The sequence below is a fragment of the Chitinophaga sp. OAE865 genome, from assembly GCF_040546735.1.
Classification (GTDB): domain Bacteria; phylum Bacteroidota; class Bacteroidia; order Chitinophagales; family Chitinophagaceae; genus Chitinophaga; species Chitinophaga polysaccharea_A.
Map to the genome: position 1 here is coordinate 7,630,104 of NZ_JBEPOF010000001.1, position 26,434 is coordinate 7,656,537.

Sequence of the window (26,434 nt, forward strand, 5' to 3'; positions counted from 1 at the left end):
CATAATTGCATACATTTGTAATGTTTGGGTGAATTGATTAAACTTTCTTTAGTCGGATAGTTGTCGGTAAACCCGGATTAAAAACAGAAGTGTTGCAAGCACTTCTGTTTTCTTTTTTATGACGTATTTTTTTTCATTGATGGTTGGTTGTTTTTTGGTTGATAATAAATCGTAGTTGGCTAATTAATCAATCGATGATCCTGATTGTTCTTCCTGTTATTACATAATGAACATTACTGAACTGAAGTATTTCTAAAGCTTTCTCCAGGCTTACGTTGCGGGGTATTTCACCCACAAAGGCCTGTTCTGTATTTTTGGTTTCAAATATTACATTCACATCATACCATCTGGCCAGTTGCCGCATCACTGTAACAATATTGGCCTTGTTAAAAGAAAAATACCCGTTTTTCCAGGCCATCACAGTTTCTGTATCTACATTCCTCAGCAGTTGCCATTGGCTGTTTTCCTGCTGCTGTACCTGCTCCCCCGGTTGCAACACGCCGGCATATCCTGCGCCGGATACCTTTACCTTACCTGTGATCAGTGTAGTGGCAGTCATTGCTTCATCCGGGTAAGCATTGATATTAAAATGGGTGCCCAGCACCAATACTTCCTGTCCTTTCGATTTTACCCGGAAAGGCTGACCAAGCCTGGCTGCTACCTCGAAGTAGGCCTCCCCGGTAAGCTCTACTACCCGCTCTGCGCCATTGAATTCCACCGGGTATTTTAAAGAACTGGCGGCGTTTAGCCACACCGTTGACCCATCCTGCAATACAATCCTGAATTGCCCGCCCCGGGGTGTGATCATTGTATTGTATTCCACGGTATTGTCGGCAGCTGCTGTTCCGCGCTGGTACGCCAATACACCATTATCTGTTTTTACTATCTGTGCACTCCCCTGCCGGCCTACCACGCCATTCTGCGTATCGGAAAGCACAATGGTTTTCCCGTTCGATAACTGCAGCAAGGCCTTATTGGCGCCTGGTGCTATAGCTGCGGCTACTTCCGGAACATGATGCGTTACCTGCTTTCTGTGCTGTAACAGGAACCATGCGCCCGATGCCGCCACGATGAATACTACCGCTGCTGCATATTGCCACCATTTCCGGTACATTATCTTCACAGGAGTATTTCCCGGTTTATCTGCCAGTAGTATATTCTGCAGCACAGGCTCCCAGTTTACAGTATCCACCGCCTCATCACCCGGGATCTCTACCGGCCATGCGGCAGTAGCGCTGTTAAACAGCTCCCGGTTAGCTTCATCCTGAAAAAAAGCGGTCAGTTCCTTCTCCTCAGCTGCAGTCAATACTTCCTCCCTGCTTTTTTTCAATAAAAAAATAATTCTCTGTTCCATAGTGGTTTTCAAAACGTAGTAAAATAATTACAGGTGCACGCCGGCAGGCAGCGTAATATTATAAAGAATGAAAAAAAGGCCGTTGGTACTCATCGGCCTTTCACTTTTTTTAAAAATAACAGGAAATAAAAATTAAGTACTTTATTTTCAGTGTGTTAAGGAGAGGAAAAATAAGAGAGAAAGTATTTTACCGGCAGCAGTAAGGCGTCCGCGGATAAAGCTCAGCGCGGCGCTAAGCGTATTTTTCACATAGCTGGGAGAACAATGCAGGCGGTCGGCAATTTCCTGTATTTTCAATCCTTCTTCCCTGCTCAGCTGGTAGATCTTTTTACGCTGCGGCGGTAATTGAGCCACCGCCTCCCTGATCAGCTGCAGCGTTTCCTGCACCTGTAGCCGGTCTTCCGTGTAGTTGGCAGCTGCAGTACCTTCCTCTTCGTTGATACCGGTCACCCTACGAAGCGCCGCCTGTTTATGGAACCAGGTGAAGCACTCATTGCTGGCTACCCGCACAATCCATGCCTGCGGTTCAAGAAGCCCGGGTAGCTTATCCCTGCTCAGCCAGATCCGGATAAAGGTTTCCTGCACAATCTCCTGGGTCCCCTCCGGCGATTTAACCATCCTTTGTATAAAAGAAGTAAGCCAGGGAAGAGCCCCATAAAAAAGTTCACGAAAAGCCACTTCGTCCCCTTCCGATATACTGATCAGTAATTCTTTTGCTATATAAAACTTGGCACCGCGCAATATCTCCTGAGTTAGACCGGGAGCAATTTAATCATTCTCTTCTTCTTTTTTTAATAAAGAAGAACTGAAAAAAGATATACAACTTGTTCATCTCCCCAAATCCACTCCATTCTCTTTTACTTCTTTTTCTGTTGAGATGCCCCGCAGGCTTAACAATTTCTTAAAACGTGCCTCCCAGCCGATATGGTAACTTTGAGCACACCGGATCGCTTATACATGAAATGGATAACAGGGATGCCATCTTACAACTATACCAGACGCATTATCATATGCTGTTTGCCGCAGGCTGTTATCTTACGGATGATAAGGAGCTGATACGCGACTGCATCCACCAGCTGTTTCTCCATTGCTGGCAAAAACAAGACGAACTTTCAAAGATCCTGCATCTGAAAAATTACCTTACCGTTTCACTGCGCAACCGGCTGCTCACTGCCTTAAAGCAGCAAAACAAAACAGTATCCTACGAGCCCGGCGAAATGGATGGCGTGGAATACTCCTATGAAGAAATACTGATACGCAATGCAGATGAAACAGCCATGCAGCAAAATTTACAACGTGCCCTGCAGAATCTCCCGCCCCGGTACAGGCAGGTGATAGAGATGCGTTTTTTCCGGCAATACAGCTACGAAGATATTGCCCGGATCACCGGACAGCCTGTAAAAACGGCTTACAACTATGTGCATGAAGCCCTCACAGCGCTCCGGAAGCAATTGAAGGGCAAACCCACATTCCCATATTAAGGAATCGTTAACTCCGTTTTTCTACCATGGAAATCCAGCCTCCTGCTTTGTCCTACTAACGGAACTATAAACACAGGATCGTTGAAAGAACAATTTTACGCACTGCCGGAAGACTTTTTATCTGACATCTCATTCTGTAACTATTGCAAGGGCGCGCCCGAAAAGGATGTACGCTACTGGACCAATTGGTTTAAAACACATCCCGAAATGGCGCACATATTCCGGGAAGCGGAACAACTATATAAAATGATAGGCGTTTATGACGAAGGCTATCAGCAGGCTTTCGGGCGCTTCAGCAACGAGATCCATACAACCATACAGCCCAAACGCCGCCCGCTTAATGTACGCAGCGTGGTGGCAGCAGCAACTGTACTGGCACTGGTATCTGTATCGCTTTATTATATCATGCGGCCCGCCGGTACAACTGCTATAGCGCAAACAAGCGGGCCTTTGTATGATACCATAGATGCCGGCATTGGCCAGGTACGCAGCATCCTGCTGGCAGACAGCACAACGGTGGTGCTTAACAGCCAGTCGCGTTTGCTGGTCCCAAAAGATTATAATAAACACGAAAGGAAAATTGTACTTGCAGAAGGCGAGGCTTTCTTTGATGTAACCCATCATGCCAACCACCCTTTCACTGTAAAAAGTAAAGGAGTGGAAACCAGGGTGCTCGGCACGTCCTTTAATATACAGGCCTATACAGAAAAAGAAGGCATGCGTATCACGCTGCTCACGGGATCAGTATCCGTGCATACCGGCATTGCGCCACAGCCCATCCTGCTAAAACCCGATGAGCAGCTGACAATTACGGCTGATCGCACTTATGCAGTGCAAAAGGTATCAGCCGCCAGGTACAGCAAATGGATCAACGGTGAACTGAATTTTTACGAAGAGTCATTGCAGGATATTGCTGCCATACTCTCTTCCCGTTACGATGTCTCTTTTGTATTTACAGACAATCGCTGCCGCAAGGAATTGTTCACCGCCTCTTTTGACAAAAACGTGCCGCTCAAAAAAGTATTGGAACTGTTAAGCATCAGCCGAAATATTCACTTTGTACAAAAAGGGGATACAGTGCTTATTAATATGCGATAACCAAACATTCATATTCATTCCCGGACCTGGTACAACCGCAGCAAAACTGCGGCAGGTCGCTTATTGTCCCATAAAAAACAAATATGTATCACAGAATTTTACACTTTTGCTTAGGCTGGCTCCTGCTGTCCCTGCTCCCTTCATTTGCCGCGAAAGCTATCGTGGAACAGCAGGAAACACTGGAGGCTGTGTTGAACCGTATTGCAGACCATACGGGCTTTCATTTTATTTATGATCCGGCCATTGTAAAACAGAAGATCGTAACCATCCCTATCACCGTTGCCGGTCGTACAGGCATACACTCCTGCCTCGACCGGCTTTCTGCCAACACCGCCATGCAGTTTACGATAGATGGCAACAATATCATCGTATCGCCCAAACCACAGATAATACCGGGCAGGATCACCGGCCGTGTAGTGGATTTTGAAAGCGGTGATCCTTTGATCGGCGCTACCGTAAGAGTGGCCAATACTTCCTTCGCCACTGTTACAGATGAAAAGGGATATTACACGATCGACAAAATTCCGCCCGGCAAATACAACCTTCTGTTCAGTTATGTTGGATACGAAACGGGCAGTCTGAACGGCGTGAAGGTGGAAGCCAGGGCTACGTTACAAGCCAGCTTTAAATTACAGCCCAAACGCGGATTGAAGGAAGTAGTGGTAACCGGTATTCCACATCGTAAGGTGATCAATACCACGGATGCACAGCTGGTAGATGAAGTACGCACGGCACGCAGCGTGATATCCGGCATCTCCAATGAGCAGATCTCCCGCAGCATGGACCGCGATGCGGCTGAAGTGGTGCGCCGGGTAGCCGGTGTGAATATCACAAACGACCGGTTCATTGTTGTACGCGGACTTAACCGCCGGTATAATGTTACCTTTCTGAACGATAACATCGCTCCCGCAACGGAGCTGGACAGTAAAGCCTTTTCCTACGATCAGATCGCCAGCAGCATGATAGATCGTATCCTTATTTATAAATCCCCCGCACCGGATCTTCCCGGGGATTTTGCAGGAGGCGTCGTAAAAATATATACGAAGAAAAGCCAGCTCACACGGCAGTTCGATCTGCAACTCTCCGCTCAGTACCGCCCCGGCTCCAACTTCAGCGATATGCCCACTTATGCAGGCGGCCGTTATGATGTGCTGGGTTTCGACGATGGTACACGTGCATTGCCTGCCGGATTACCTGACCTGGTAAAGTTCAATACCGGTAACCCAAAAGACAATGCACAATACTGGAAAGCCTTTCCCAACAATTTTAAATCATTCAAAATAAAAACCGATCTCGATAAACGGATACTGGCCAATTACTATGATGCATGGAAAGTAGGCCGCAAACATATCAACAACCTCACCTCCATCGCTTACACCAATACCACGCAAAACAATACGATCCCGGTATACGACAGCCGCAATTCAAATGGGTCGGAAGGCGTGATCCGCAGCGGCACACAGTCCGCACGCATCACTGTTATCCAGCAAAACACCCTGCCTGTTGGCGACAGTGCGCACCTGGAATTAAAACAGTTTGCCAACCAGCTGGGCAATAAACAAATGATGTCGTATATCCTGTCGAGAGAAAGTGATTATTCCGGGCAGAGTAAAGACAACCAGCTGATCTTCCAAAGCACCTTCCTCTATACAGCCCAGCTCAGCGCCTACTGGAACCTGAAGAACAAAGGAAACACCCACCTCTTTGCCAATGCAGGGTATACCCTGGTGCGCAGGAATGATCCTGATACCCGTGAAATATGGTACCGGCGGAACAGCCAGGACAGTACCTATCCTGAGCATATCGCCGGCGATCCCTGGCTGGTGGGCAGCGCAGCCCAAACCTTCGGCATACGCCGCATTTACACCCGTATCAACGAAAATACCGCACAGGCCAATGCAGAAGCAGAGCATTGGCTGCTGCCCTGGTGGTCGGCAAAAGCAGGGTTCTTTTTCGAGCAGAAAGAAAGACGGGTAAACCTGCGCCAGTTCGGGCTGAACGAAGGCACTGCATACAACGGTGATTTTGAAAACGGCCATATCGGCTATCAACTCACAGAAGATATGCTGGATCATTATATGTCGCCGGACAATTTCCGGCCAGATAATACCGGCCATACCTGGTTTGAAGAAACCAGTCCTTACGACAGCTATTTTGCAGATAACCGCAACCTCTCCTACTTCCTGGCTACAGACATCCGCATCCCCCATTCCAATCTTTCCATCTTTGGCGGCCTGAGGGTGGAAAACAACCGCCTCCGGATTATTGGCGCCCTGATGGCCGGCCAGGCCAATTATCCCCTGGTGGTAGAAAACTCCCGCACACATATGCTCCCCTCCATAAACCTTAACTGGAAACCGGCGGAGCGTATCATTATACGCGCAGGATATGGTAAAACACTTAACCGTCCCGAGTTCCGTGAAGTGGCCCCATTCCCCTATGCTGATATAGAAAACTACCTGATGTATGTAGGTAACCCTGCGCTGCATCCCGTTAATATCGACAACTATGATATACGGCTGGAATGGTATCCGGAAAGCATGCTGAAAAACGAAATGTTCAACCTCGGCTTCTTTTATAAAACACTGGATAAACCTATTGAACAAATCCTGATCAGGGAAAATTACTACGCATCATTCATCAACGAAATCGGGTTTATCAACTCCGGCCCGACAAAAGTATATGGCATAGAAGCAGAAATGCGTAAAAGCCTCAGCTTCATACCCGGCGCCTTCTTCCGCAACCTTTCCTTTATGATGAACGGGGCATGGATATACAGCCGTGTAGATATGCAACCCCAGGGCTCAGACGGAAACCAGACAGGCCGCAAACGCCCGCTGCAGGGACAGGCGCCTTACATCCTTAATTCGTCGCTGAATTATGAAGATCCCGCCATCGGTACCAAAATATCCCTCGGCTATAACGTTACAGGCCCCATGATCGTACTACTGGGCACCAACAGCCACCGGCCCAGTGAACAGATCACCGGCATCCCGGATGTAATGCAGCGCCGCCAGCACCTGCTTGATTTTACCTGGAGCCAGCGCCTGAACAAACATGTGCATTTCAAAGCCGGCGTGCAAAACCTCCTGGATCAGAAGCGGGAATTATTCCTGGACTTTAACCGCAACTACAAATATGACGGGGTTGTGAAAGATCGCGACAACTGGACAAAAGACAGGCCATACCAGCTTTTCAGCCCAAGACCTTATTATTCTTTTGGTCTCAATTTTATTTACTAATCCTGACCAATCAGTGCATATGAACCACATAAAATATTACCTGCTGCTCTTACTACCGGTATGCTTCTCCTGTAAAAAAACATTCAATGAAGAACTGGATAAACGGGGAGAAAGAATCAGGCATTGTTAAGACCTCCACCACTACCCCCGGTATTGCCATGCGTGGTGAGCCAATCACCCTTTATGTAAAGTCCGGCGAACCGGATGCCAATATGAAAATTTTTATAGGCAACGCTGAAGCAGCCATACTCGCGCATGGGCAAACTCAACTGGATGTGCCCATATCCAAATACACAGACGATAAAGAAACCATTGTAGCCGATACTTTCAGGATGCTGGTGCCCGACTCTTCACAGATCGGCGAAACAAGCATCTACATTGTAGTAAATGGCGTTAGAAGCGCGCCCTTCAAATTCACAGTAAAGAAGCCTGATATCCTTTATCCCGGCGATGTGACCGTAAGCCCACTGCTGATGACAGCCCGGGCTGCCCTGGAACCGGTAGACGGGGCCGTGGGCGTTGCTACCGTGGGCGCAGTACATGATATGGGCATGGATAAGGAAGGAGCCATTTATTTTATTGACAACGGGGCTTTTGATTATAACCCGGATCATGGTTACAACAGGCGGAATATGACCATCCGGAAATTTGCCGGCAACCGCATCGTTACGCTCGGTGGCGGAGGCAGCAATGAATTTGCAACGAAGTTGGGTGATCTTAAACTGAACAGCATCGATGCCATGAAGATTGCAGAAGATGGTACCATCTATCTCGCGGTAACCAATGCCCCGCTGACGCGTATTACACTGCCAGGCACTACCGACGTTATAGAATACGAATTACGTTTTCACCGCATACTGAAGATCAATCCCCAAACTAATGAAGTAAAAACACTGGTAGGGCGTAACGACAAATACTGCCTCGACAACGGTATGCTTTACGAAGCCATCGTGGACGGGCCCGCGGATAAGGCGATGATTGGCGCTGTGCAAAGTATGGAACTGGATAAGGCAGGTAATCTCTATTTCCTTGATGGCGGCCTCGCAGGAGGAGGAGCTGTGCTCCGGAAAATATCTGCCGATGGCATGGTAACAACAGAGGCCGGCGCAATAGACGACCTGGCAGATTATGTATTTTATGACAACGACGGCACCCACCCGGAAACTATAAAAGCCGGCGCCTATGTGAACAATAGCGCCAACACGGCAGACGGCTTCGGCTCAAAAGCCAGGATCTACGCTCCCAGGGGTATTGTGCTGGGAGGGAACGGTAAAATATACCTTGCTCAGGGAGCCGGCAGCGCTGAAATGAAAGAATGCATACGGGAATACAACCCGCTCACCAAAGAGGTAACCACTATCATTGGAAAGGCGGTGAACGCACCGGATCACTTCCTGTACTCCGGCACTTTTAAAGAAGTAGATATGCGCACCATCACTTCCTTTGATGCAGATTTCGATGGCAATATTCTCATCGGGTATGATGAACAGATCTATGTGGAAGAGCCCCGCTGCATTTATAAAATTGATGTAAATAAAGAAATGGTGTACAAAATAGCCGGTTATAAAGGCACATCAGACGCCACAAAGCCCCAGCCTGGTCAAACGGCCATTGTGGGTGCGGTAAGCCGTATCCTGTTCGACCAGTTCGGGAAACTATATGTAGGCTACACGCGATATGATTTCTTTGACCAGATACATTTATCCACCATCTCCATCACCCGGTAATAAACGATCCTGCTATGCGAAACAGCTTTTTTAAATTATTGCTATTACTCACTTTTTGCTGGATAACCGCCTGCAATAAGTCCACTGAAATACCGGCATCTCCTGAAATCACCCACCTGATGATCTATAACGGCAGTACGGCATTTATCGGCAAACCAAGCCAGGTGTTTGTAGATACCGCATTTATAACAACACGCGCCTACAATGATATCAATGGCTCCGGGATGGGGATGTTCAACAATGCCAGCTATAACTGGGTAGCCCCCGGCAAACACCGCATAGGCTTTACCGATACCAGCGGCCAGGTAAAGATCGTGGAGAAATATGCCACACTGGCAAAGGACACCTGGTATACATTTTACCTGGCAGATAGTTTGGGCTATTACCAGGTACTGATGTCTGAAGAAAATATGGCCGACCGCCCCGAGCGCAATGCACGCATCAGGTTCGTACACCTGTCGCCCGACAGCGGACCGGTGGATTTTTTTATCGATACGGTAAAAGTGAGCGGGATGGACAGCCTGGTATATAAAACCATTACTCCTTTTACAGAAGTAGCACCTGCTGAGAATCCATCCTTCCGGGTAAAAAGGACAGGCGCCGCGAAAGATGAGCCACACCTGCTCCGGAAAGCCTTTGCCATGTATGCAGGGCGCTCCTATACCTTCATCTTCCGGGGATACATACAGCAGCAGGGAGAAGATCCCAACACCACCATTAACATGTCTGCAATTATCAATTTTTAAACAGCTGAAAAATGCGTATAGTCTATACCGTTATCATACTAGGAATAATGGCATCCTGCCGGAAGGACAAAGAGGAAGCTCCTGCACTGCCATCACCGGAAATCACAGCAATAAGCCGTGAAACTGTCCAGTCGGGCGATACACTGGAGCTTTCCGGCAAAAACCTTCAACTCCCCAACTATACCACGGAGGTTTTCATCAGCGATCACCCTGCCCGTATTCTCAATCAGTCCGATACCAAACTGCAATTACTGGTTCCTGAAAAAATATTCACCGGCAACATTGTAGTACATATCGGCCCACAAACCACTCAGTGGCCCGAAGTGAAAGTAATTGGCTCTCCCAAAATAAAGACCGCCAATCCCCGCTATGCCTATGCCGGCGACACGATCCTCCTTACCGGCGAAAATCTCGGCTATGATGCAGCAGCGCTGAAAGTGTGGCTCGACGGTGTGCCTGTTACTATTACTGCTGTGAAGCCCGACACCGCCCGCATCGTGATTCCCACCGGTACGGGCCTTCATGCGGCATTAAGCTGGCAAACCTACAATGGCCCGAAGTACAGGCAGGACGGTCTGACCGTGGCAGTGAGGCCCGTTAACATTGCCGCCAATAACATTCTCGAATACCTGCAAAAAGACCCTGGTATGGATCTTACCGGTGCAGTAATGGATTACATGTCGCTCACACCTGCAAACAAAAGCCTGAACGATACGCTTCGCCAATACCTCACGGGGCAGATCCCCTGCATCATGTTCCTTCCCAATAATATTGCGATGAATGCAATAGGCATTTATCAATACAGCGATGCACCCAATGCAGGCTTTAATTTCAACGCCCTGCTGAACGGCGTGCTGAAACGAACCACTGAACCGGAGCCCGACAAACTCTATCCTTCTGAGTACACAAACTATGTGTACGAATACTTTGACGGCTTCCCCGACTGGCATGCGTTTATTGTGATCAGGGAAGGGAACGGCGGGCGATATGTGCTTTCCACGCTCAATACCGGCGCAGACCAGCCCATACAGGAGTTTGGCCAGCAACGGCACATTATCAGGAAGCACCGGTGTGGTAACAGCATCATATATGAAATAGATGGTCCCATGACCTATCCAATTGGCAACTGGTAATAACAACTTCCGCCATAACTAAAACCAAAAAAGCCGTCTCCTGTTCTGAGACGGCTTTAATGTTATACCATTTGATCAGCCGGCACATTTCCCTGCCCGGCATTACATCTTTACAAACATCCTGATCATATCTCCATAAACATCTTCTTTATAGCTTTATGATACCGCGGATCGCTTACTTTCAATATTTCATCCACCAGGTCGGTAGAAAGGGGCCGCGCATTGGGATACCGGTGCAAGCGCAGGAAATTCCGCAATGCCTCATTTACTTTAGCCTCCCCGATAAGCTCACTCAGCTTTACCATTACAACAGCGCCTTTTGAATAGCTGATATGCACATTCTCTGCTGTGACCATATACAGCGGCTGATCTTCCGAAAATCCCTTCTCCGAATCATAGATCTGCTGATGCACTTTTACCCGTTCCTCCATTTTTTCCTTTCCATACATCTTTTTATACATCATCATCTCCGTATACATCGCCAATGTTTCTGTGAGCATTGCGGCCCCTTCCCGTTCGTCTGGCGCAATCTGGTTGCTTCCCCACCAGAGATGCGACAACTCATGCCCGGCCAGCTCATTGATAACATCCTGCTGTTTATCTGCCTTGATATTGGCATGAAATACCATGTTCTCCGTCATAAAAATAACGGCAGGATAGGCGGTAGCCGCAAAACCTCTGGTGAAAGATGATACCTCTGCAAAAGTAACGGACCTGAAAGGGTAAGGGCCAAAATTATCCCTGCAATAATCCATGCTAAGCTTTGCGTTATTCACCAGGTGATCCACATTCTCCGCATGCAGGGGATTGTAAAAAACATGGATGGAAATCCCTTTATACACGGTACTTTTCAGGTTATATGCCGCCGATGATAAAGCAAATCGAAATGGAATAGGCACAGGTGTTTCATACCGGAAGTAATTCCGGTTCTTCCCCTTCCATTGTTCTGCCAGTTCTCCCGTACCTATTGCTGTTTGGTCATGGTCTGTTGAGATTAACATATTTAAATGGATAAAATCATTCGTTGAAGACCTGGGATCACTTAACTTCTTAATTTTTGTTGCCTCCCCCAGCCTATATCGTTTTCTTTGAGAACTATCTGTTATTTCGTTATCCGGCTGATAACCCAATTGCGGGTAATACCTGCTGATGCGCATAAAGGAGCCATTCTCTATAATGGCGTTCATAGATTGCAAACCGTTCACCGCCCACCCGTGATAGCTCATCTCAAAATGAATGCGGGCGCTGTCTCCCGGCTGTAAAGGATATTTCAAAACCAGTACAGAAACGGGATCAATTATCCCGGTGGCTTCCTTCGCGGAAACATACCCCGCTTTAATGATCCTGAAATCGCGGTTAAAGTTAACCAGGATGCTGCTGATCATTTCCCCGGTAAGATTTTTTATAAGATAACTGCCTTCAACAGAGTAGGCATGTTGCCTGGGATACAGGTCTATCCTGGTGCTCACATCTGTAACAGTGGGCTGCGGAAGATGCTGGTACTTACGGTAACTGATCTCGTATTGCGCTGCATCGTTCAACAACGCTTTCTTGTTTTTTGGCGCGATATATCCCTGCAGGAATATTTTCCCCGAAATAAACCCGGCAACAGCCGGCAGCAGCATACATACGAGGATTGCCGGTGTTGGTCTTTTGTTCTTTATTGCATAATGAATAAGCCAGAGCACCGCTATTATACACGTGCCGGACACCAGCCGCCAGACAAAGGACGACAGGTATATTCCATAACCATTGAAATCGCTGTATACACCTGTGTAACCCGAAAAAAAACGTAGCAGCGGTTGCGTGATAAACATCTTTGATAATGGACTGGCAGTAAACAATGCCGCACATACAGATATACCAAGGGCAATGTATCTGTTCCCGACGCCTGTATTGATAAGCAACAGGAAACCCGCGAAAAGCATCAGCGGGAAAGTATTAAATACAAAAACACCCAGGTAAGCATTAATATCTACCCGGAAATAATGATAAAAACACTGGAATAATAATCCAAGGACAATGAGTAAAAGCGTAAAATACAGGAGCAAAATACTAATGCCCCACCAATGCCCGGCCTGTTTTGATGTTGAATAAAAGGCAGTGCTTTCAATCATTGAGAATCTTGCCGTATGGCTTCTCCAAAAAATATCATTTACAAAATAGACGGTTAATAATAAACCCGGCAAATGAAAATTTTCAGATATAGTAGTGGCCATCAACCCGGAGCTGGCATAGTTTTGAGGCAGGCGGATACCTTTCTCAATCTCCGCATACATCTCCATCCCCACAAAAAAAAGCAGCAGAATACTTGCTGCAGGCAAGGCAATATTTTTAAAGATATAAACCAGGTCCATCCGTGCAAAGGAAAACACAGACCGGCATCCTGCAATAAAATTAAATGCAGGGGCTACACAGCGAAGCGGGTGGCTATAGTGATAAAACAGGTCTTCGGGTTTATCTGTCTTCCCTCCCTTCACCACTCCTGCCGAAAACGCAGCGCTTCTATACCCCAGCATAATAAACAATATTGAAAGCCCGGTTACTATTACCCTGTTAAGCAGGAAATAGCCGGACAGCGGCACTATCATTGTGTTCCGCTGAAGCACTGTAAAGCCGTTGCTGCTCAGAAAATAGGCAGATAACCCGAACGGATCGGCAAGCGCAGATGCCCGCTGCAGCGTTACGGACTGCGGCAGGCTGCCCGCCATAAAAGGTGAATTGGAAAATACCAGCAATACCATGTATAATATGTATAGCATCAGACTTCCCATGGCCACCAGCAACTTTTTCCGGCTAAGCCAGGCAAGCAGGTAAAGCACGCTGCAGATGAACAGGCTATTGACCACCCCGAAAACAAGCAGCGGGTACAGGTAATAAGTGATATTGAACCGGGACTGCATTTCAGGGCCTGTTCTCAGGCATTGCCCTGCCATGAAGCCTGCCACCATCAATAAAAACCCCGTGAACGTTAGTACAAAAAAGGAGAGGAAACGCCCGCTCACAAAGCCCTTCAGGGAGATGGGCGTTACAAAAAGGATCCTGTCGAACCCGGTATCCCATTCTTTAAATAACAACTGGTTTGCAAGAACAGTGGCAATAAAAATAACAGCAAGACTTAACATCCCCAGCATAAACCCGGTGGTGTAGGGGGAATTAAAATAAATACCTGTTCCCGGCGACAGGTTGAACCGGCTTCCTGAAAAGAAACCTGTACCTAGCAGGAAGATCATGGCTACATATGCGAAAAAGCTCCTTGTATAGCTTGTAAGATCAAACAGGAAAATAGCTCTCATAAATGCTGATCATTGGTATAAGGCGTGAAAATAAACATGCTCCAGTGTGGGCCGTTGTTCCCGGAAACCTTGCGGGCATTCGTTTGCATATACAACAATATGCATCTCCTTTTCAATAAGCAGGTGACTGATCACCTGGTAGCGGGCCTGATACGCTTCCCGTTCCGACCGGTGGATCTGCTTTGTCCATATTTTTCCTTCCAGCGCCGCCACCATTTCCGCAGGTTTGCCCCATGCCTGTAAGCGGCCTTTTTTTATGATCGCCATTTGCGGGCACAGGTTACGCACATCTTCCACCAGGTGGGTGGAAAGGATTACGATCACTTCTTCACTTGTTTCGCTGAGCAGGGTATTGAAACGGTTCCGCTCTTCCGGATCAAGACCCGCGGTGGGCTCATCCACAATAATGATCTTAGGATCGCCCAGCAGGGCCTGGGCCACGCCAAAGCGTTGCTTCATGCCCCCGGAAAAAGTATGCACTTCCTTGTTCCTGAAAGCGGAGAGGTTCACTTTTTCCAGCAGAGCCAGTATCTGCGCTTTCCGTTCTGCCGCATTACCTATACCTTTCAGCAAGGCAAGATGGTCCAGGAGCCGGTAGGCGGAAACTCTGGGATAAACCCCAAAATCCTGCGGAAGAAAGCCCAGCTGTTTTTTTATGAACTCCGGGTGGCGCACAATATCGGTATCATTAAAATGGATGCTTCCCCCGCTGGGCTGTTGTAAACCAACTATGGTTTTCATCAGTGAAGATTTACCAGCTCCATTAGGACCTAAGAGCCCGAACATGCCGTTGTCAATTTCCAGGGAAACCTTTTCCAGCGCCTGTACGCCGTTCGGATATCTCAACGAAACCTGGTCAATTGATATCTTATTCATTATTTTACTTTTCAGTTTAGACAATGGGATGCCCTGCAATAACATGCATTGCTTTCGGGTTGGTATAATGTTTTGTTGTTCTGGTTTTCTTATAATCCCGGACGCTGCAAATGGCTCCGGGTTTAAAATGTATATCCTGTTCCAGGTATATCCTGTCAATATAAAGCCTGTCCGCGATCTTTACCGGTTCATACATTTAAATCAATGTTCAATATCTCATAAACATTATCATAAAATTATAAATAATTATTGTAAAACGATAATTATTTAATAAATATTAAGAAGATGCTATGCAACTTTCTGCCAGTATATCTCATTATGTAAAGCAGGATTGTTCATTAATGTTGTGGCATTCAGAAGTGATGCGGTTATTATCCGTGCATAAAAAAAGCCGTTACAGTTTTTCGACTGTAACGGCTTTTAAACATCATTGAGCATTATTGGTTCCTGCTCTCCAGTTGCCCAACCAGGATTCGAACCTAGACAAACAGAACCAAAATCTGTCGTACTACCATTATACTATTAGGCATCAATTTTACCGGGGATGCAAATGTAATTTTTTTCTTAAAGAAAACAATTATCTTTTCCTACTGATAGATAATGCTGCTATTCCCACTGCTACTGCATCTTCCAGCCCGCCTACAGCGGCATCTTTTATTTTCAGTCTTTTGCCGGTGGCTTTGCGCAGGTAAAAGAATGCATACGCTGCGGCTACCGCAGCCACGCCGCCGATCACTGCACCTTTCCAGGCTTTTTCTCCCCTGGCCTGGTATAAAGTAGCTCCGGCCAGCGCGCCAGACAATGCCCTGCCTGTAATACCGGTGGCGGCTATACGATCTCCGATACCGGGGGCTTTGTCCACCACCAGCTCACCGGCAGCCATAGTTTGTAAGTAACGTGAAGTTCCTTGCTTCTGCATAAAACCCAATGGCGATTTACGCAGTTTCTCCGATGGTTGCCGGTTAACAAAATAACTGGCGAAAGCAGGGCCCATAGCGCTGCGCATCCCGGCAACCATACCCAGGCCAATAGCCCGGCAAATAGTAGGTATCATAGCTTTTTTCATACTGTTGCCGTCGCAATCATTATGCCATGCATGCCACTCTGCTTCTGTTTGCTATTTACTTTTGCGGCGGCGCTGATAAACGTTGGTGGTCTTTCTCCAGCTGCGCCTTCAGTTGTTCGTAATTCACCTCCTGCACTGCTTTGTTGCCATTAATGGCTAACACCGCTGCTGTAGCCGCGCTTTGCCCCAGGATCATAAACACCGGCTCCATCCTGATAGATCCGTAGGCAATATGTGAGGCCGACAGGCATACCGGTACCAGCAGATTACTGCACTCCTGCTGTTGCGGAAGTATAGACCCGTAAGATACCTGGTAAGGTTCTTTTATGTCCACGCCTATGTCGCCTTCATTCTGCACATAGCCGTCTTTTTTCACATATCGTTGCGCATTATGTGCATCCAGTGTGTAAGAACCCATCCCAATAGATTGCGGTACGGGTACTTCCCCAAGTACTGCCTGCTGCGTCATAACGTGCATGCCTTTCATGCGTCTTGCCTCACGTATATACAACTGGTGCGGCCAGTTATGATTATCACGGAATTCATCGGCCGACAAGCCCCAGGTTTGCATGCGGCGCTGAATAGCAGCGGGCACGCGGGCATCATGCGCAAGGAAATACAATAATCCCTGCTGGTACACTTCATGCTCATGAATAATTTCCTTCCTGCGCTCATAGGATGCATCCGGGTAATCGTAATTCATGCCGATGTTATCAAAACTAAATGGGCCATGATTGTTCACATCCGTTTTATGATTGGGGATAGGGTCAAATTTGTTGAACACTTCATTCCAGCCGCTGTCCAGCACGCGGACAAGCAGCTCATACTGCGTGGAATCGTATCCTTCCGGCTTTGGCAAAGCAATCCTGTTGGCAGGGTTATCGGTAAGGCACATACGAAAACAATAGGCTTGTAACTTTTTATCTGCTGCACCTTTCTCACCGGGATCTTCCCCGGAAACGCGCGGCAGCAAACCGCTGTTGGGATCGCCGGGAATGCGGTAAGGGCTGATGTTCTGTTTGAAATGATGCCCGTGATGTAAAACGCCGGTTTGTACGCCGTTCCAGCTCTCACCGTAGGTAGCCACGGCTTCCCGGCCTGTGGTATAGCTTACGCCGGCGGCAGCCATCAGGTCGCCCTCATAGGTGGCGTCAATAAATACCTTGCCGCTATAAGTATGGCCGCTGAGCGTAGTAATGGATTGTATCTTTCCATCTTTCTTTTTCACCCTCTGTTCACGGTCCAGCCATTCATCCCGGTAAACTTTAATATCATTCTCCCTGATGTAATCTTCAAATACCTGTTCTGCCACATGTGGCTCAAAGATCCACATAGTGCGCTCTGTGCCATCCATTGCCGGCGTGCCTTGTCCTTTATTACCGTATTCCACCTGCTGTTGCCAGTTCCAGGCGGCAGGTTGCTGGTAGTGCAGCCATATGCGGTGATAAAAATCGCGGGCCAGTCCGCCTATTACCGATTTGTTGCCGGTATCTGTAAACCCGAGTCCACCTGAAGAAAGGCCACCCATATGCTTATCAGGCGATACCACTATCACCGTTCTGCCCATTTTATGCGCCTGCACTGCAGCTGTTATAGCCGCAGAAGTGCCGCCGTAAATAATTACATCTGCCTTGTAATCCGGCGCCGCTGCGCGGGAAAACAAACAAGCACTTACCAGGATTGTTGCTAACAGTACTATTTTTCTCATGCTGTCAATAATTTTTTTAGATATGCCGGATAACTTTTCCCTTCTGTGCCGCCATCACCAAAAGTGATGCTGTCGCCGAAGCAAACCACCCTGCCATGAGGCAGTTGCCTTTGTGTAATATATTCATACAACGCCACTGCCATGGTGCGGTATCCTGCCGGTGTGGGATGCACGCCGTCCTGCTTGTTACTGTTGGCCACATTCTGAATCAGGCTTTCCATCCCTTCTCCTACATCTCCTGCCCGTTGAAAAATATAACCCATATCCAGTAAGTCCTGCTTATTATCCGCTGCAATTTTCCGGATCACATCATTCACCTGCTCCTTCCGTTTGGCATGCCCTTCAGGCTCATAAAACGCACGCGGATGGCGGGTATACAAGTAGGGTTCATATACCGGCAGGATAGTCATCAGTAATACCCGGCTCTTTGCAGCTATCAGTTGGCCCACTATATTCCGCAGATTGGCTTCATACTGCGGCAAGGCAATATGCTTCATCGAATTCATATCATTGGTGCCTATCATAAGGATGGTTAGGTCCGGCTGATGCGCCAGGCAATCTTTATCGATGCGCTTCAGCAGATCGGCAGTATTATTACCGCCAATACCCGCGTTGAAAACAATAGTGCCGTTGGTTTGATAAACCTTCCCGGGTAAATACTTCTCCGGAAATGAAAACGTGGCGGTGAGCAATCCGGCCTGTAAAAAATTCCTGCGATGCATTTATTTTCATTTAGAAGAGCAAATAAAATACAGTTAATAAACTGTATTTCTAAGCATTATCTTTTAAACGATAAAAAAACGGCTATTCTACTCTCCCCCATACAAAATGTGAAATTATCAAGGCTTAAAAATAAAACATCTGATGTTTAAATAAACATCATACCTTTGTACTGTAAACGGAAAATTATGGAGCGTACATCCAAATTATCGGACTGCGTTATCAACGCCATCCAGAAAGATATCTCCCAGGGAAAATATAAACCGGGCCAGAAAATACCTGCTGAGCCCGAACTAATGGTACAATACGCCGTTGGCCGCTCTACCATCCGGGAAGCCATTAAAACGCTGGCTATGACCGGCATACTCCGTGTACAGCAAGGGGCCGGCACCTTTGTAAACGAAACCGTACAGGCGGAATCGCTGGACCAACGCCTGAGAAGGGCCGACTTCGAGGAAATTAACCAGGTAAGGCGGATGCTGGACTACGAAATTGTGAAGCTGGCAGCTGAAAACCATACCAAAGAAGACCTGCACCAGTTGAAATCATTGCTGGAGCAACGCAAAAAAGCCATCCTGGAACAGCAATACGAGCAATGCCTGGAAGCAGATATCGCTTTTCATACTGCCATTGCCAAAGCCTCGGGCAACAATGTGCTGGCGGATCTTTTCCGCAGTTTTACTACGGTGATCCGCGACTTTTTCACTAAACGCGATACACAAAGCATCAGCCACTTTGCCATCAGCCATCACCTGCATGAACAGTTATATAAAGCCATCAAAAGCGGTAACGCCAAATTATCCCGGCAGGTAATGGAAGATATCCTGGACAATAACTATTAAAGTATTAATAAATGAACATCCTGATCTTTAGCTTAATACTGCTGGCAGGCGCTTATGTGGCGGGACTATTAGGCTCTCTCACCGGCCTCGGCGGAGGCGTGATACTGATCCCGCTGCTAACGCTCGTATTTCATGTAGACATCCGTTATGCCATTGGCGTAGCCCTGCTGGCTTCTATTGCCAACTCTTCCGGCGCGGCCACTGCTTATATAAAAGAAGGGATTACCAACATCAGGCTGGGTATGTTCCTGGAAATAGCCACTACGGCAGGCGCTGTCGGAGGCGCGCTGCTGGCCATATTCACGCCTGTAAATACCATTGCTATCCTGCTCGGGGTAGTGCTGATATTTTCCGCTGCCATGACCATCCGGAAAAAGCACGAACATGCGGAACAAACAGGCAGTAAATTATCTCACCTTTTAAAATTGAACAGCAGCTATCCAACGCCCAACGGGGAAGTGAGCTATCAGCTGAAAAACGTGGCCGGCGGTTTTGGTATCATGCTTATTGCCGGCGTATTATCCGGTTTGCTGGGTATCGGTTCCGGCTCATTAAAAGTACTGGCCATGGACAGCACCATGCGCATCCCTTTCAAAGTGAGCACCACTACCAGCAATTTTATGATCGGCGTTACTGCTGCAGCCAGTGCGGTGGTGTATCTGCAGAGAGGTTATATTGATCCGGGCATGGCTTTCCCGGTGGTGCTGGGCGTATTGGGAGGTGCCTTCACAGGCGCCCGTTTACTTACGCTTATAAATGCACGCACGCTAAGGATCATCTTTTCCGTAGCCATCACTTTTGTGGCGCTTGAAATGATCTATAACGGATTTAATCACCAGTTTTAATTACTGCCTCATGAATGTATTTAAGAAAATGCTTGGCGACCGCGATATAGAATTGCTCATCGGCAAACAGCTCAGAACCGGCGTAGTTACTGCCAGCTGCATTGCGTTGCTGGGAGGTATCTTTTACCTGGCGCAGCAGGGCGCTGCCAGTGTGCCTGACTATTCACAGTTTAAAGGGGAAGGCGCGGAATACACTTCTTTCCGTGGCATCTTCCACGGCGTGGCTACCGGCAGCCCCACAGAATTTATACAGCTGGGCGTACTCGTGTTGCTGGCCACCCCCATACTCCGTATCCTTTTCTCACTGCTGGCATTTGCGCTGGAAAAAGACAGGCTGTATGTGTTCATCACCACGCTGGTGCTGGGGATTATTTTATTCAGTATGTTCGGTGGGCTGAAAATATAAATACTATTCTTCTCTCAATCGCTCATCGGTATAGGTAATAGCAGTTCTGCCGTGAGGAAAAGGTTTGCCTTGTTCATCCACACTTACAAACACCATTTTATCTACTGTAAGAATTGTTTTTTGTGTGATCTTATTCCGCACCTGGCAGGTGAGTGTGAGAGAAGTCCGGCCAAAGTTGGTGGCCTTGATGCCCAGTTCTACAATATCGCCCTGGCGGGCAGAATTGATAAAATTAATTTCAGACATGTACTTGGTCACACAGCGGTTGGTTCCTAACTGAATGATGGAATAAATAGCTGCTTCTTCATCGATCCAGCGCAGCAAACTACCGCCAAATAAAGTGCCATGCGCATTCAGATCCTCCGGCTTTACCCATTTCCGTGTATAAAAATTCATGCCTCAACAATTTTGAGGGCAAAGCTATTTCATTCTCCGATACGATGCACAACTTTTCCTGATACCATGGTGAGCTGCACCCTGATATCATCGTCAAAAATAACAATATCCGCATCCTTCCCAACTGCCAGTGTTCCTTTCCGGTTATCCACACCCATTATGCGGGCAGGGGTATAGCTCATCATCCGTACGGCTTCCGCCACCGGCACGCCTGCAAGGTTCACCATATTCCGTACGAGGCGGTCGGTAGTAGCCACGCTGCCGGCGAACGCGCTGCCATCAGGGAGTTTGGCCACTCCCTCTTCCACTATAACCTCCAGGCCTCCGTTCAGCGGTCCCAATACGCTTTTGCCGGGAGGCATGCCTGCTGCCCGCATCGCATCTGTGATCAGCGCTATCCTGTCCGGTCCTTTGATTTTATAGATCAGTTTCAGCAACGGTGCAGGAAGATGTGCGCCATCTGCAATCACTTCTGCATCTATTTCATCTATCAGATACACGCTTTCAATAACGCCGGCGTACCTGTACAGGTTACGGCGCGTTACGCCAGACATGGCTGAATAGAAATGCGTAGCCAGTGTATAGCCGCATTCCACTGCTTTCACCACTTCTTCGTAAACAGCATCGGTATGGGCAATGGCTGGTAAAACCCCTTTGCCCCGCAGGTAATTACCCATTTCCAGCGCACCGGGTAATTCAGGCGCTACGCTCCAGCGCACAATATGTTCGCTGTAATCCAGTACTTCCCGGTATTCCGCAGGATCGGGGTTACGGATATAACGCGGATCCTGTGCACCGCGCTGGCTCATGGCAAAATAGGGGCCCTCGAGATGAATGCCCAGGAAAGATGCGCCGTTATGCGGCTGTGCCACTGCCTGCCGGTAGATGTCCAGCGTATGCAAAAGGCCGGATTTCTCTGCGGTTAAAGTAGTAGGTACCATTGCTGTGGTGCCATATCGTGCATGCGTTTCCGTTATACGGTGAAAAGCATTTACAGTACCATCCATAAAGTCATGGCCACCACCTCCGTGAATATGCAGGTCAATAAAACCGGGGGCAATATAATTCCCCCCGGCATCTATGACCCTGTCTGCATAATCCGGGATAGTTCCTTCTCCCGCGGCTGCAATCTGCCCGTCTTTTACCAGCACGCTGCCGGATGCAATTACCCGGAATGGTGTGATCAGGCGGCCGTTTATGATCTTAATGATTTCCTGCATGGATTAAATGGTTTTCTGCGCCGGCTGCAGCTTTGCGGCAGATGCTTCATCCAGATAAAACACACAGCTGGCATGTGTTTGTAAAATACTGGCGGGAAACAAATTGCTTACAGGTTGCTCCAGGCTGTTCTTCACCGCCTGTGCCTTACGTTCACCGGGCACGGAACAAATGATATGTTCCGACAGCATGATCTGGTGCACCGACATACTGATGGCTTGTAATGGCACTTCTGAAACTGCACTGAACCAACCTTCATTCATCTGTTGCTGCCGGCAGGCAGTGTCGAGATTTACTACAAGATACGGTTTAGTGGTGTTAAAATCTGCCGGAGGATCATTAAAAGCCAGATGCCCGTTCTCTCCTATCCCAACTAATGCCACATCAATGGGGTGGGCCTGTATGAGAGTGCTGATCCGGCTGCATTCAGCTTCAGGATCACCTTCCCCGCTGATCAGGCATACTGATTTCAGTGGCGCTACTTTATCAAGGAAACGTTCTTTCAGGTATTTCCGGAAACTGGCCGGATGGGTTACCGGTAAGCCAATATATTCATCGAGGTGAAACATGCTTACTTTTCCCCAGTCGATATCGCTGTCGATCAGTTGCCGGATCGTTTCAAACTGGCTGGTTCCGGTGGCCAGTATAATATTGGCGCTGCCTTTTTCTGCGATGGCAGTCTTAATCAATGCTGCTGCAGCATTACCGGCTGCAGTACCTAATGTTTGCGGGTCTTTGGATTGGATTACTTTCATTGCGCTTTTATTTTTCAGGAGATGATTTCTTTTTGCTCTTTACCCCGGTAGTGCCACCCTGCAGCAGGGAAATATCCGTCGGCTTGTTGTGTTGCCAGGCGCCATTGGTAAAATCTGGAATATCGATGGAAGCGGAACGGTTGGCTACAGACCATTCACTCAGCGGCCCGATGGCGCTCCATGCGGCAGCATCATACACATCAATATCTACCGGCAAACCATTGCGTAAACAATCGATGAGGCGCCAGTCCATTAAAAAGTCCATACCACCGTGGCCACCTATCTGTTTAGCCATCTCACCTAACTTTTTAATAATGGCAGGCGTATATTTTTCTTCCAGTTTTTTAAATTCTTCAGAACTTAGCCATCCTTCGTGGCTCACTGCAATTCTGGGTTCCAGCGGGTATTTCTGGGCGGTGGCTTTTGTGCCGCTCACGAGGTGTAAGCGGGAATAAACCCGCGGGGAGCTTACATCGTGCTGCAACATAATGGTGCGGCCCTTGCGGGTGCGGATAGTAGTAGTGTTCATATTGCCCCGGAAATGCGCGTTTACGTATGGCTTATAAAAATCGTCGGTAGCCGCCTGCTCCACCGTTTTGTTATGCAGCAGAAAATCATTGCTCTGCATAGATACCAGGTATTCCATACTATCGCCACGGTTCACATCCAGCACCTGGCATACAGGCCCCAGGCCATGCGTGGGATACAGGTTACCGTTGCGGCGTGCATTTTGTTTAAACCGCCACATATCGTAACGCTTGCTCTTATCAAAAAGGCTGTCAAAAATATCGTGGATGTAAGCACCTTCACAATGTACCAGTTCCCCGAAAAAGCCCTGCCGGGCCATATTCAGCGTGAGCAGTTCAAAAAAATCGTAGCAGCAGTTCTCCAGCAGCACACAATGCTTTCTTGTTTTCTCAGAAGTTTCCACCAGCTGCCAGCATTCATCAATGGTGATGGCAGCAGGAATTTCTGTAGCTACGTGTTTGCCATGCAGCATAGCATATACGGCAATAGGCGTGTGAAGATCCCATGGCGTGGCAATGTATATCAGGTCAATATCATCCCGCTCGCATAACTGTTTCCACGCATCTGCCGAACCTGTATATTCATGCGGCTGGTAACCGGAACCTTTGATCCTTGCTTTAGTAGCGGCAATCATTTCCGGCCTGATATCACATAATGCTTTTACCTCTATGCCCTGTAAATAGGTAATGCGCTCTACGGCAGCGGAGCCACGGTTACCAAGACCGATATAGCCTATCCGTACCGTGTCAATTTTAGGCGCGGCGTAGCCGCTCATATTAAACTGCTGCGGATGCTTTCTTCCGGCCTGCTTCCGGATCTGGTCCAGTGCCCTGCCCTGCTTTTCCTGGGCCGCGGCGTAACCGGGAATCAATGTACTGCCCCCGACCCCAACGCCTGCCAGTCCGAGCAGCTTTAAAAAATCTCTGCGTTTATTGTTCATAAAGGTGTATTTTTTCCGTTATTGAAAAATGGTTTGCCCCGGCTGTTTACAACGCTTCCTCAACAGGGAAAACTCTTCACGTGGGGCTGCTAATCCGGCATCGCTCAGCAGCCGCCCGGACATGGTTACCGGTTTTCTGAACAGGATATCCTTTCCGGTCAGCGCTGCGGCCAGTGAAATATCTCCCCATACCAGCAAACCAGGTACATGTATGGCCATAGTAAAATAGTCGATACCTGCGCGCTCATCAAAGCGATAACTCAGTGGGCTGCCATCCAATACTACTTCGTTTACTTTGCCTCCCAGCGCAGTAAAAAACAGGGAGGCCACGCCAGCCTCCCTGCTACCGTTAAGCACAACACGGCCCTCACTATTTGCCATTTTCAAATAGTCTGTAATAATCTGCAGATCGCTTACCCATCTCCCCTGTACCGTGGTACCAAGCCACAAAGCGGAACGCGCCAGCGTGTGGTAAGGCGGCAGACTGCCATCTGTGGCGGTAGCGGCGGCAGAGCCCTGTTCACCACAGCCCCAAAGGTCAGCCAGCACAATGCCTTTACCTGCAGTTGTTAACTCACTGATCACTGCCGCCGGTACACTGTCCTTTCCACCCGGATGCGTTACCACTACATAGTCTTTATTTTTACCACGGGGCGCCCTCAGCAGCAAAGGGATCAGTGAGCCATCGGTTGTTTCCAGCGCAATACGCTTCCATCCATCCTGTGATGAATAGTTATGCGCCTGTTTTAATACTCTCTTTTCGTTTATGCGCAACAGTTGGCGGAGCGCTTTTCGTTTTGCCTCGCCATCAATTTTTTCGTTTAACAATCTTTCATGGAGTAATTGTCCCTCCCGGCTGCACCAGGAGGCTGTGGTGGTCACGCTGCTATCGCGCCCGCCATTGGGAAAAGTAAGCAGCTGAGCAGGAGGCAGCAGGCTGAAAACAGGTTCCTTTTTGGGTGCGCCTGTACCAATATGTTTCAACTGCAGATCCATCCAGCCTATCATAGTTTCCCTTATTTCAGGCCAGTACCCATGCACGGTATTAAACAGCTGGTAACTGAGCTTATCACTGGCATGCAATGCTTCGTAAACCAGCGCTGCCTGTTTATAACTGCGCAGCATTTCCGAAGGATAAAATGACCTGCTCGCATCATTCAGGGCATTACAGATCTTCAGCGCGCGAGGGGCTACCATGGCCAGTATCCCCGATTCTTCCGTGTAGGTAAGCCCATCCGGTACCAGTTCACATACACAGTTGCTGTTCATGATGTAAGATTCAAAAGTACCTACGCTCACTACCGGCACAGCGGCCTTAATGCGCTCATCCATGGCCGAGAGCCACATGGTTTGGTTTCCACCGCCACTGGCCCCGGTAGCGCCTATACGTTCTTTGTCCACTTCCGGTAAGCTGCATAGCAGGTCCACTCCCCGCATGTTATCGGTAAGCTGCATTCCCAGCAGCGTGTTGCCCGTATTCATCAGCGAAGCACCGAGGTTAGCGCCATGATACTCCGTTACTCCCTCATCAGTAGTTCTTTCCCCTGCGCCCCAGGCATCGATGTTCAGGCATACGTAACCGTTCAATGCCAGGCTATGTGCAGTGGCCTGCACCATTTCCCCCATACGGGCATCTTTCCAGTGGCCGTGCATATTAATCACTGCCGGGAACGGGCCTTTGCCATCAGGTATGTATAAGTTGGCCGTAGCAAATACCCCCGGCCTCGTCTGGAACAGGATATTACGTATATGGTATCCCGTTAATTGTGTACGCCCTGTTTCTTTTATTTGCAGGGGGAGCGCGTGGTGTTCAACAGCGCCGGTCGACTGCAGAATGGCGGCTTTCAGTTGCCGGCGCCGCTGTGCCCATTCCAGCTCCGGGGCAGGCAGTACCTGCGCCTGAAACGCTGTAGCCGCCTGCTGTTTCAGCTGTTGCTGGATGATATCAGTCCTTTCCCCGGAAAAAACTTTCGGCAACGGCCCCTGCCGGGCATGGAACAGTGAGAACAACACCATGAAAAATGAAACTAACGTCTTCAAGTATAATTGCATTTAGT

General features: G+C 48.3%; 21 protein-coding genes and 1 tRNA gene. 9 read left to right on the forward strand and 13 right to left on the reverse strand.

The window, feature by feature from the left end; translation table 11 throughout:
- Positions 1-187 precede the first annotated feature (187 nt).
- Positions 188-1,354: a FecR family protein gene (locus tag ABIE50_RS30385; protein WP_209862700.1), complete on the reverse strand. Its 1,167-nt coding sequence runs from the start codon at positions 1,352-1,354 to the stop codon at positions 188-190.
- 147 nt (positions 1,355-1,501) lie between these two features.
- Positions 1,502-2,095: an RNA polymerase sigma factor gene (locus ABIE50_RS30390; RefSeq protein WP_209862702.1), complete on the reverse strand. Its 594-nt coding sequence runs from the start codon at positions 2,093-2,095 to the stop codon at positions 1,502-1,504.
- Between the two features lie 167 nt (positions 2,096-2,262).
- Here ABIE50_RS30390 and ABIE50_RS30395 point away from each other — a divergent pair, with 167 nt between their 5' ends.
- The 6 genes from ABIE50_RS30395 (at position 2,263) to ABIE50_RS30420 (ending at position 10,781) form a co-directional block, all read left to right on the forward strand.
- Complete coding sequence (locus ABIE50_RS30395; RefSeq protein WP_209862705.1) at positions 2,263-2,835, forward strand: RNA polymerase sigma factor; 573 nt, start codon at positions 2,263-2,265, stop codon at positions 2,833-2,835.
- A gap of 81 nt (positions 2,836-2,916) precedes the next feature.
- Positions 2,917-3,933 (forward strand): FecR family protein, encoded by a 1,017-nt coding sequence (locus tag ABIE50_RS30400; RefSeq protein ID WP_209862708.1) that lies wholly within the window; start codon positions 2,917-2,919, stop codon positions 3,931-3,933.
- An 83-nt stretch (positions 3,934-4,016) separates the two neighbouring features.
- A complete protein-coding gene (locus tag ABIE50_RS30405) occupies positions 4,017-7,175 on the forward strand; it encodes a TonB-dependent receptor (protein WP_209862710.1) in 3,159 nt (1,052 codons plus the stop codon).
- Positions 7,176-7,261: 86 nt separating this feature from the next.
- The gene (locus ABIE50_RS30410) at positions 7,262-8,902 is read left to right on the forward strand and encodes an NHL repeat-containing protein (RefSeq protein WP_354028246.1); all 1,641 of its coding nucleotides are present in this window, start codon (positions 7,262-7,264) and stop codon (positions 8,900-8,902) included.
- A 14-nt stretch (positions 8,903-8,916) separates the two neighbouring features.
- Complete coding sequence (locus ABIE50_RS30415) at positions 8,917-9,648, forward strand: DUF4397 domain-containing protein (protein ID WP_209862714.1); 732 nt, start codon at positions 8,917-8,919, stop codon at positions 9,646-9,648.
- Positions 9,649-9,659: 11 nt separating this feature from the next.
- Entirely contained in the window at positions 9,660-10,781 is a 1,122-nt protein-coding gene (locus ABIE50_RS30420) for an IPT/TIG domain-containing protein (RefSeq protein ID WP_209862718.1), read from the forward strand.
- Positions 10,782-10,906: 125 nt separating this feature from the next.
- Here the strand turns inward: ABIE50_RS30420 and ABIE50_RS30425 are convergent, their stop codons facing one another.
- The 6 genes from ABIE50_RS30425 to ABIE50_RS30450 form a co-directional block, all read right to left on the reverse strand.
- Entirely contained in the window at positions 10,907-14,077 is a 3,171-nt protein-coding gene (locus ABIE50_RS30425; protein ID WP_209862721.1) for an ABC transporter permease/M1 family aminopeptidase, read from the reverse strand.
- A 9-nt stretch (positions 14,078-14,086) separates the two neighbouring features.
- Complete coding sequence (locus ABIE50_RS30430) at positions 14,087-14,953, reverse strand: ABC transporter ATP-binding protein (RefSeq protein ID WP_209862724.1); 867 nt, start codon at positions 14,951-14,953, stop codon at positions 14,087-14,089.
- Positions 14,954-15,411: 458 nt separating this feature from the next.
- Positions 15,412-15,482 (reverse strand) — tRNA-Gln (locus tag ABIE50_RS30435).
- 48 nt (positions 15,483-15,530) lie between these two features.
- The gene (locus ABIE50_RS30440; protein WP_354028247.1) at positions 15,531-16,007 is read right to left on the reverse strand and encodes a DUF4126 family protein; all 477 of its coding nucleotides are present in this window, start codon (positions 16,005-16,007) and stop codon (positions 15,531-15,533) included.
- Positions 16,008-16,074: 67 nt separating this feature from the next.
- Positions 16,075-17,727 (reverse strand): FAD-dependent oxidoreductase, encoded by a 1,653-nt coding sequence (locus ABIE50_RS30445; protein ID WP_209862729.1) that lies wholly within the window; start codon positions 17,725-17,727, stop codon positions 16,075-16,077.
- Positions 17,724-18,449 (reverse strand): SGNH/GDSL hydrolase family protein, encoded by a 726-nt coding sequence (locus ABIE50_RS30450; protein WP_209862731.1) that lies wholly within the window; start codon positions 18,447-18,449, stop codon positions 17,724-17,726. The genes ABIE50_RS30445 and ABIE50_RS30450 overlap by 4 nt, the downstream gene beginning before the upstream one ends.
- 186 nt (positions 18,450-18,635) lie before the next feature.
- Here ABIE50_RS30450 and ABIE50_RS30455 point away from each other — a divergent pair, with 186 nt between their 5' ends.
- Genes ABIE50_RS30455 through ABIE50_RS30465 form a run of 3 tightly spaced genes read left to right on the forward strand, consistent with a single transcriptional unit; the run spans position 18,636 to position 20,540 of the window.
- Positions 18,636-19,289, forward strand: a complete 654-nt coding sequence (locus ABIE50_RS30455; RefSeq protein ID WP_209862734.1) for a FadR/GntR family transcriptional regulator — start codon at positions 18,636-18,638, stop codon at positions 19,287-19,289.
- 11 nt (positions 19,290-19,300) lie between these two features.
- On the forward strand, positions 19,301-20,134 hold the full coding sequence (locus ABIE50_RS30460; protein ID WP_209862737.1) for a sulfite exporter TauE/SafE family protein: 834 nt from the start codon (positions 19,301-19,303) through the stop codon (positions 20,132-20,134).
- A 10-nt stretch (positions 20,135-20,144) separates the two neighbouring features.
- On the forward strand, positions 20,145-20,540 hold the full coding sequence (locus tag ABIE50_RS30465) for a DUF1634 domain-containing protein (RefSeq protein ID WP_209862741.1): 396 nt from the start codon (positions 20,145-20,147) through the stop codon (positions 20,538-20,540).
- 3 nt (positions 20,541-20,543) lie between these two features.
- Here ABIE50_RS30465 and ABIE50_RS30470 read toward each other — a convergent pair whose 3' ends face one another.
- The 5 genes from ABIE50_RS30470 to ABIE50_RS30490 are packed head-to-tail and all read right to left on the reverse strand — an operon-like array spanning position 20,544 to position 26,417.
- Complete coding sequence (locus tag ABIE50_RS30470) at positions 20,544-20,936, reverse strand: acyl-CoA thioesterase (protein WP_209862743.1); 393 nt, start codon at positions 20,934-20,936, stop codon at positions 20,544-20,546.
- A 29-nt stretch (positions 20,937-20,965) separates the two neighbouring features.
- On the reverse strand, positions 20,966-22,156 hold the full coding sequence (gene nagA / locus ABIE50_RS30475; protein ID WP_209862746.1) for an N-acetylglucosamine-6-phosphate deacetylase: 1,191 nt from the start codon (positions 22,154-22,156) through the stop codon (positions 20,966-20,968).
- 3 nt (positions 22,157-22,159) lie between these two features.
- On the reverse strand, positions 22,160-22,909 hold the full coding sequence (locus tag ABIE50_RS30480; RefSeq protein ID WP_209862749.1) for a glucosamine-6-phosphate deaminase: 750 nt from the start codon (positions 22,907-22,909) through the stop codon (positions 22,160-22,162).
- A gap of 7 nt (positions 22,910-22,916) precedes the next feature.
- Positions 22,917-24,377, reverse strand: coding sequence for a Gfo/Idh/MocA family protein (locus ABIE50_RS30485; protein WP_209862751.1), 1,461 nt, complete (start codon positions 24,375-24,377; stop codon positions 22,917-22,919).
- A gap of 18 nt (positions 24,378-24,395) precedes the next feature.
- Complete coding sequence (locus tag ABIE50_RS30490; RefSeq protein ID WP_209862753.1) at positions 24,396-26,417, reverse strand: alpha/beta hydrolase family protein; 2,022 nt, start codon at positions 26,415-26,417, stop codon at positions 24,396-24,398.
- Positions 26,418-26,434: the final 17 nt, after the last annotated feature.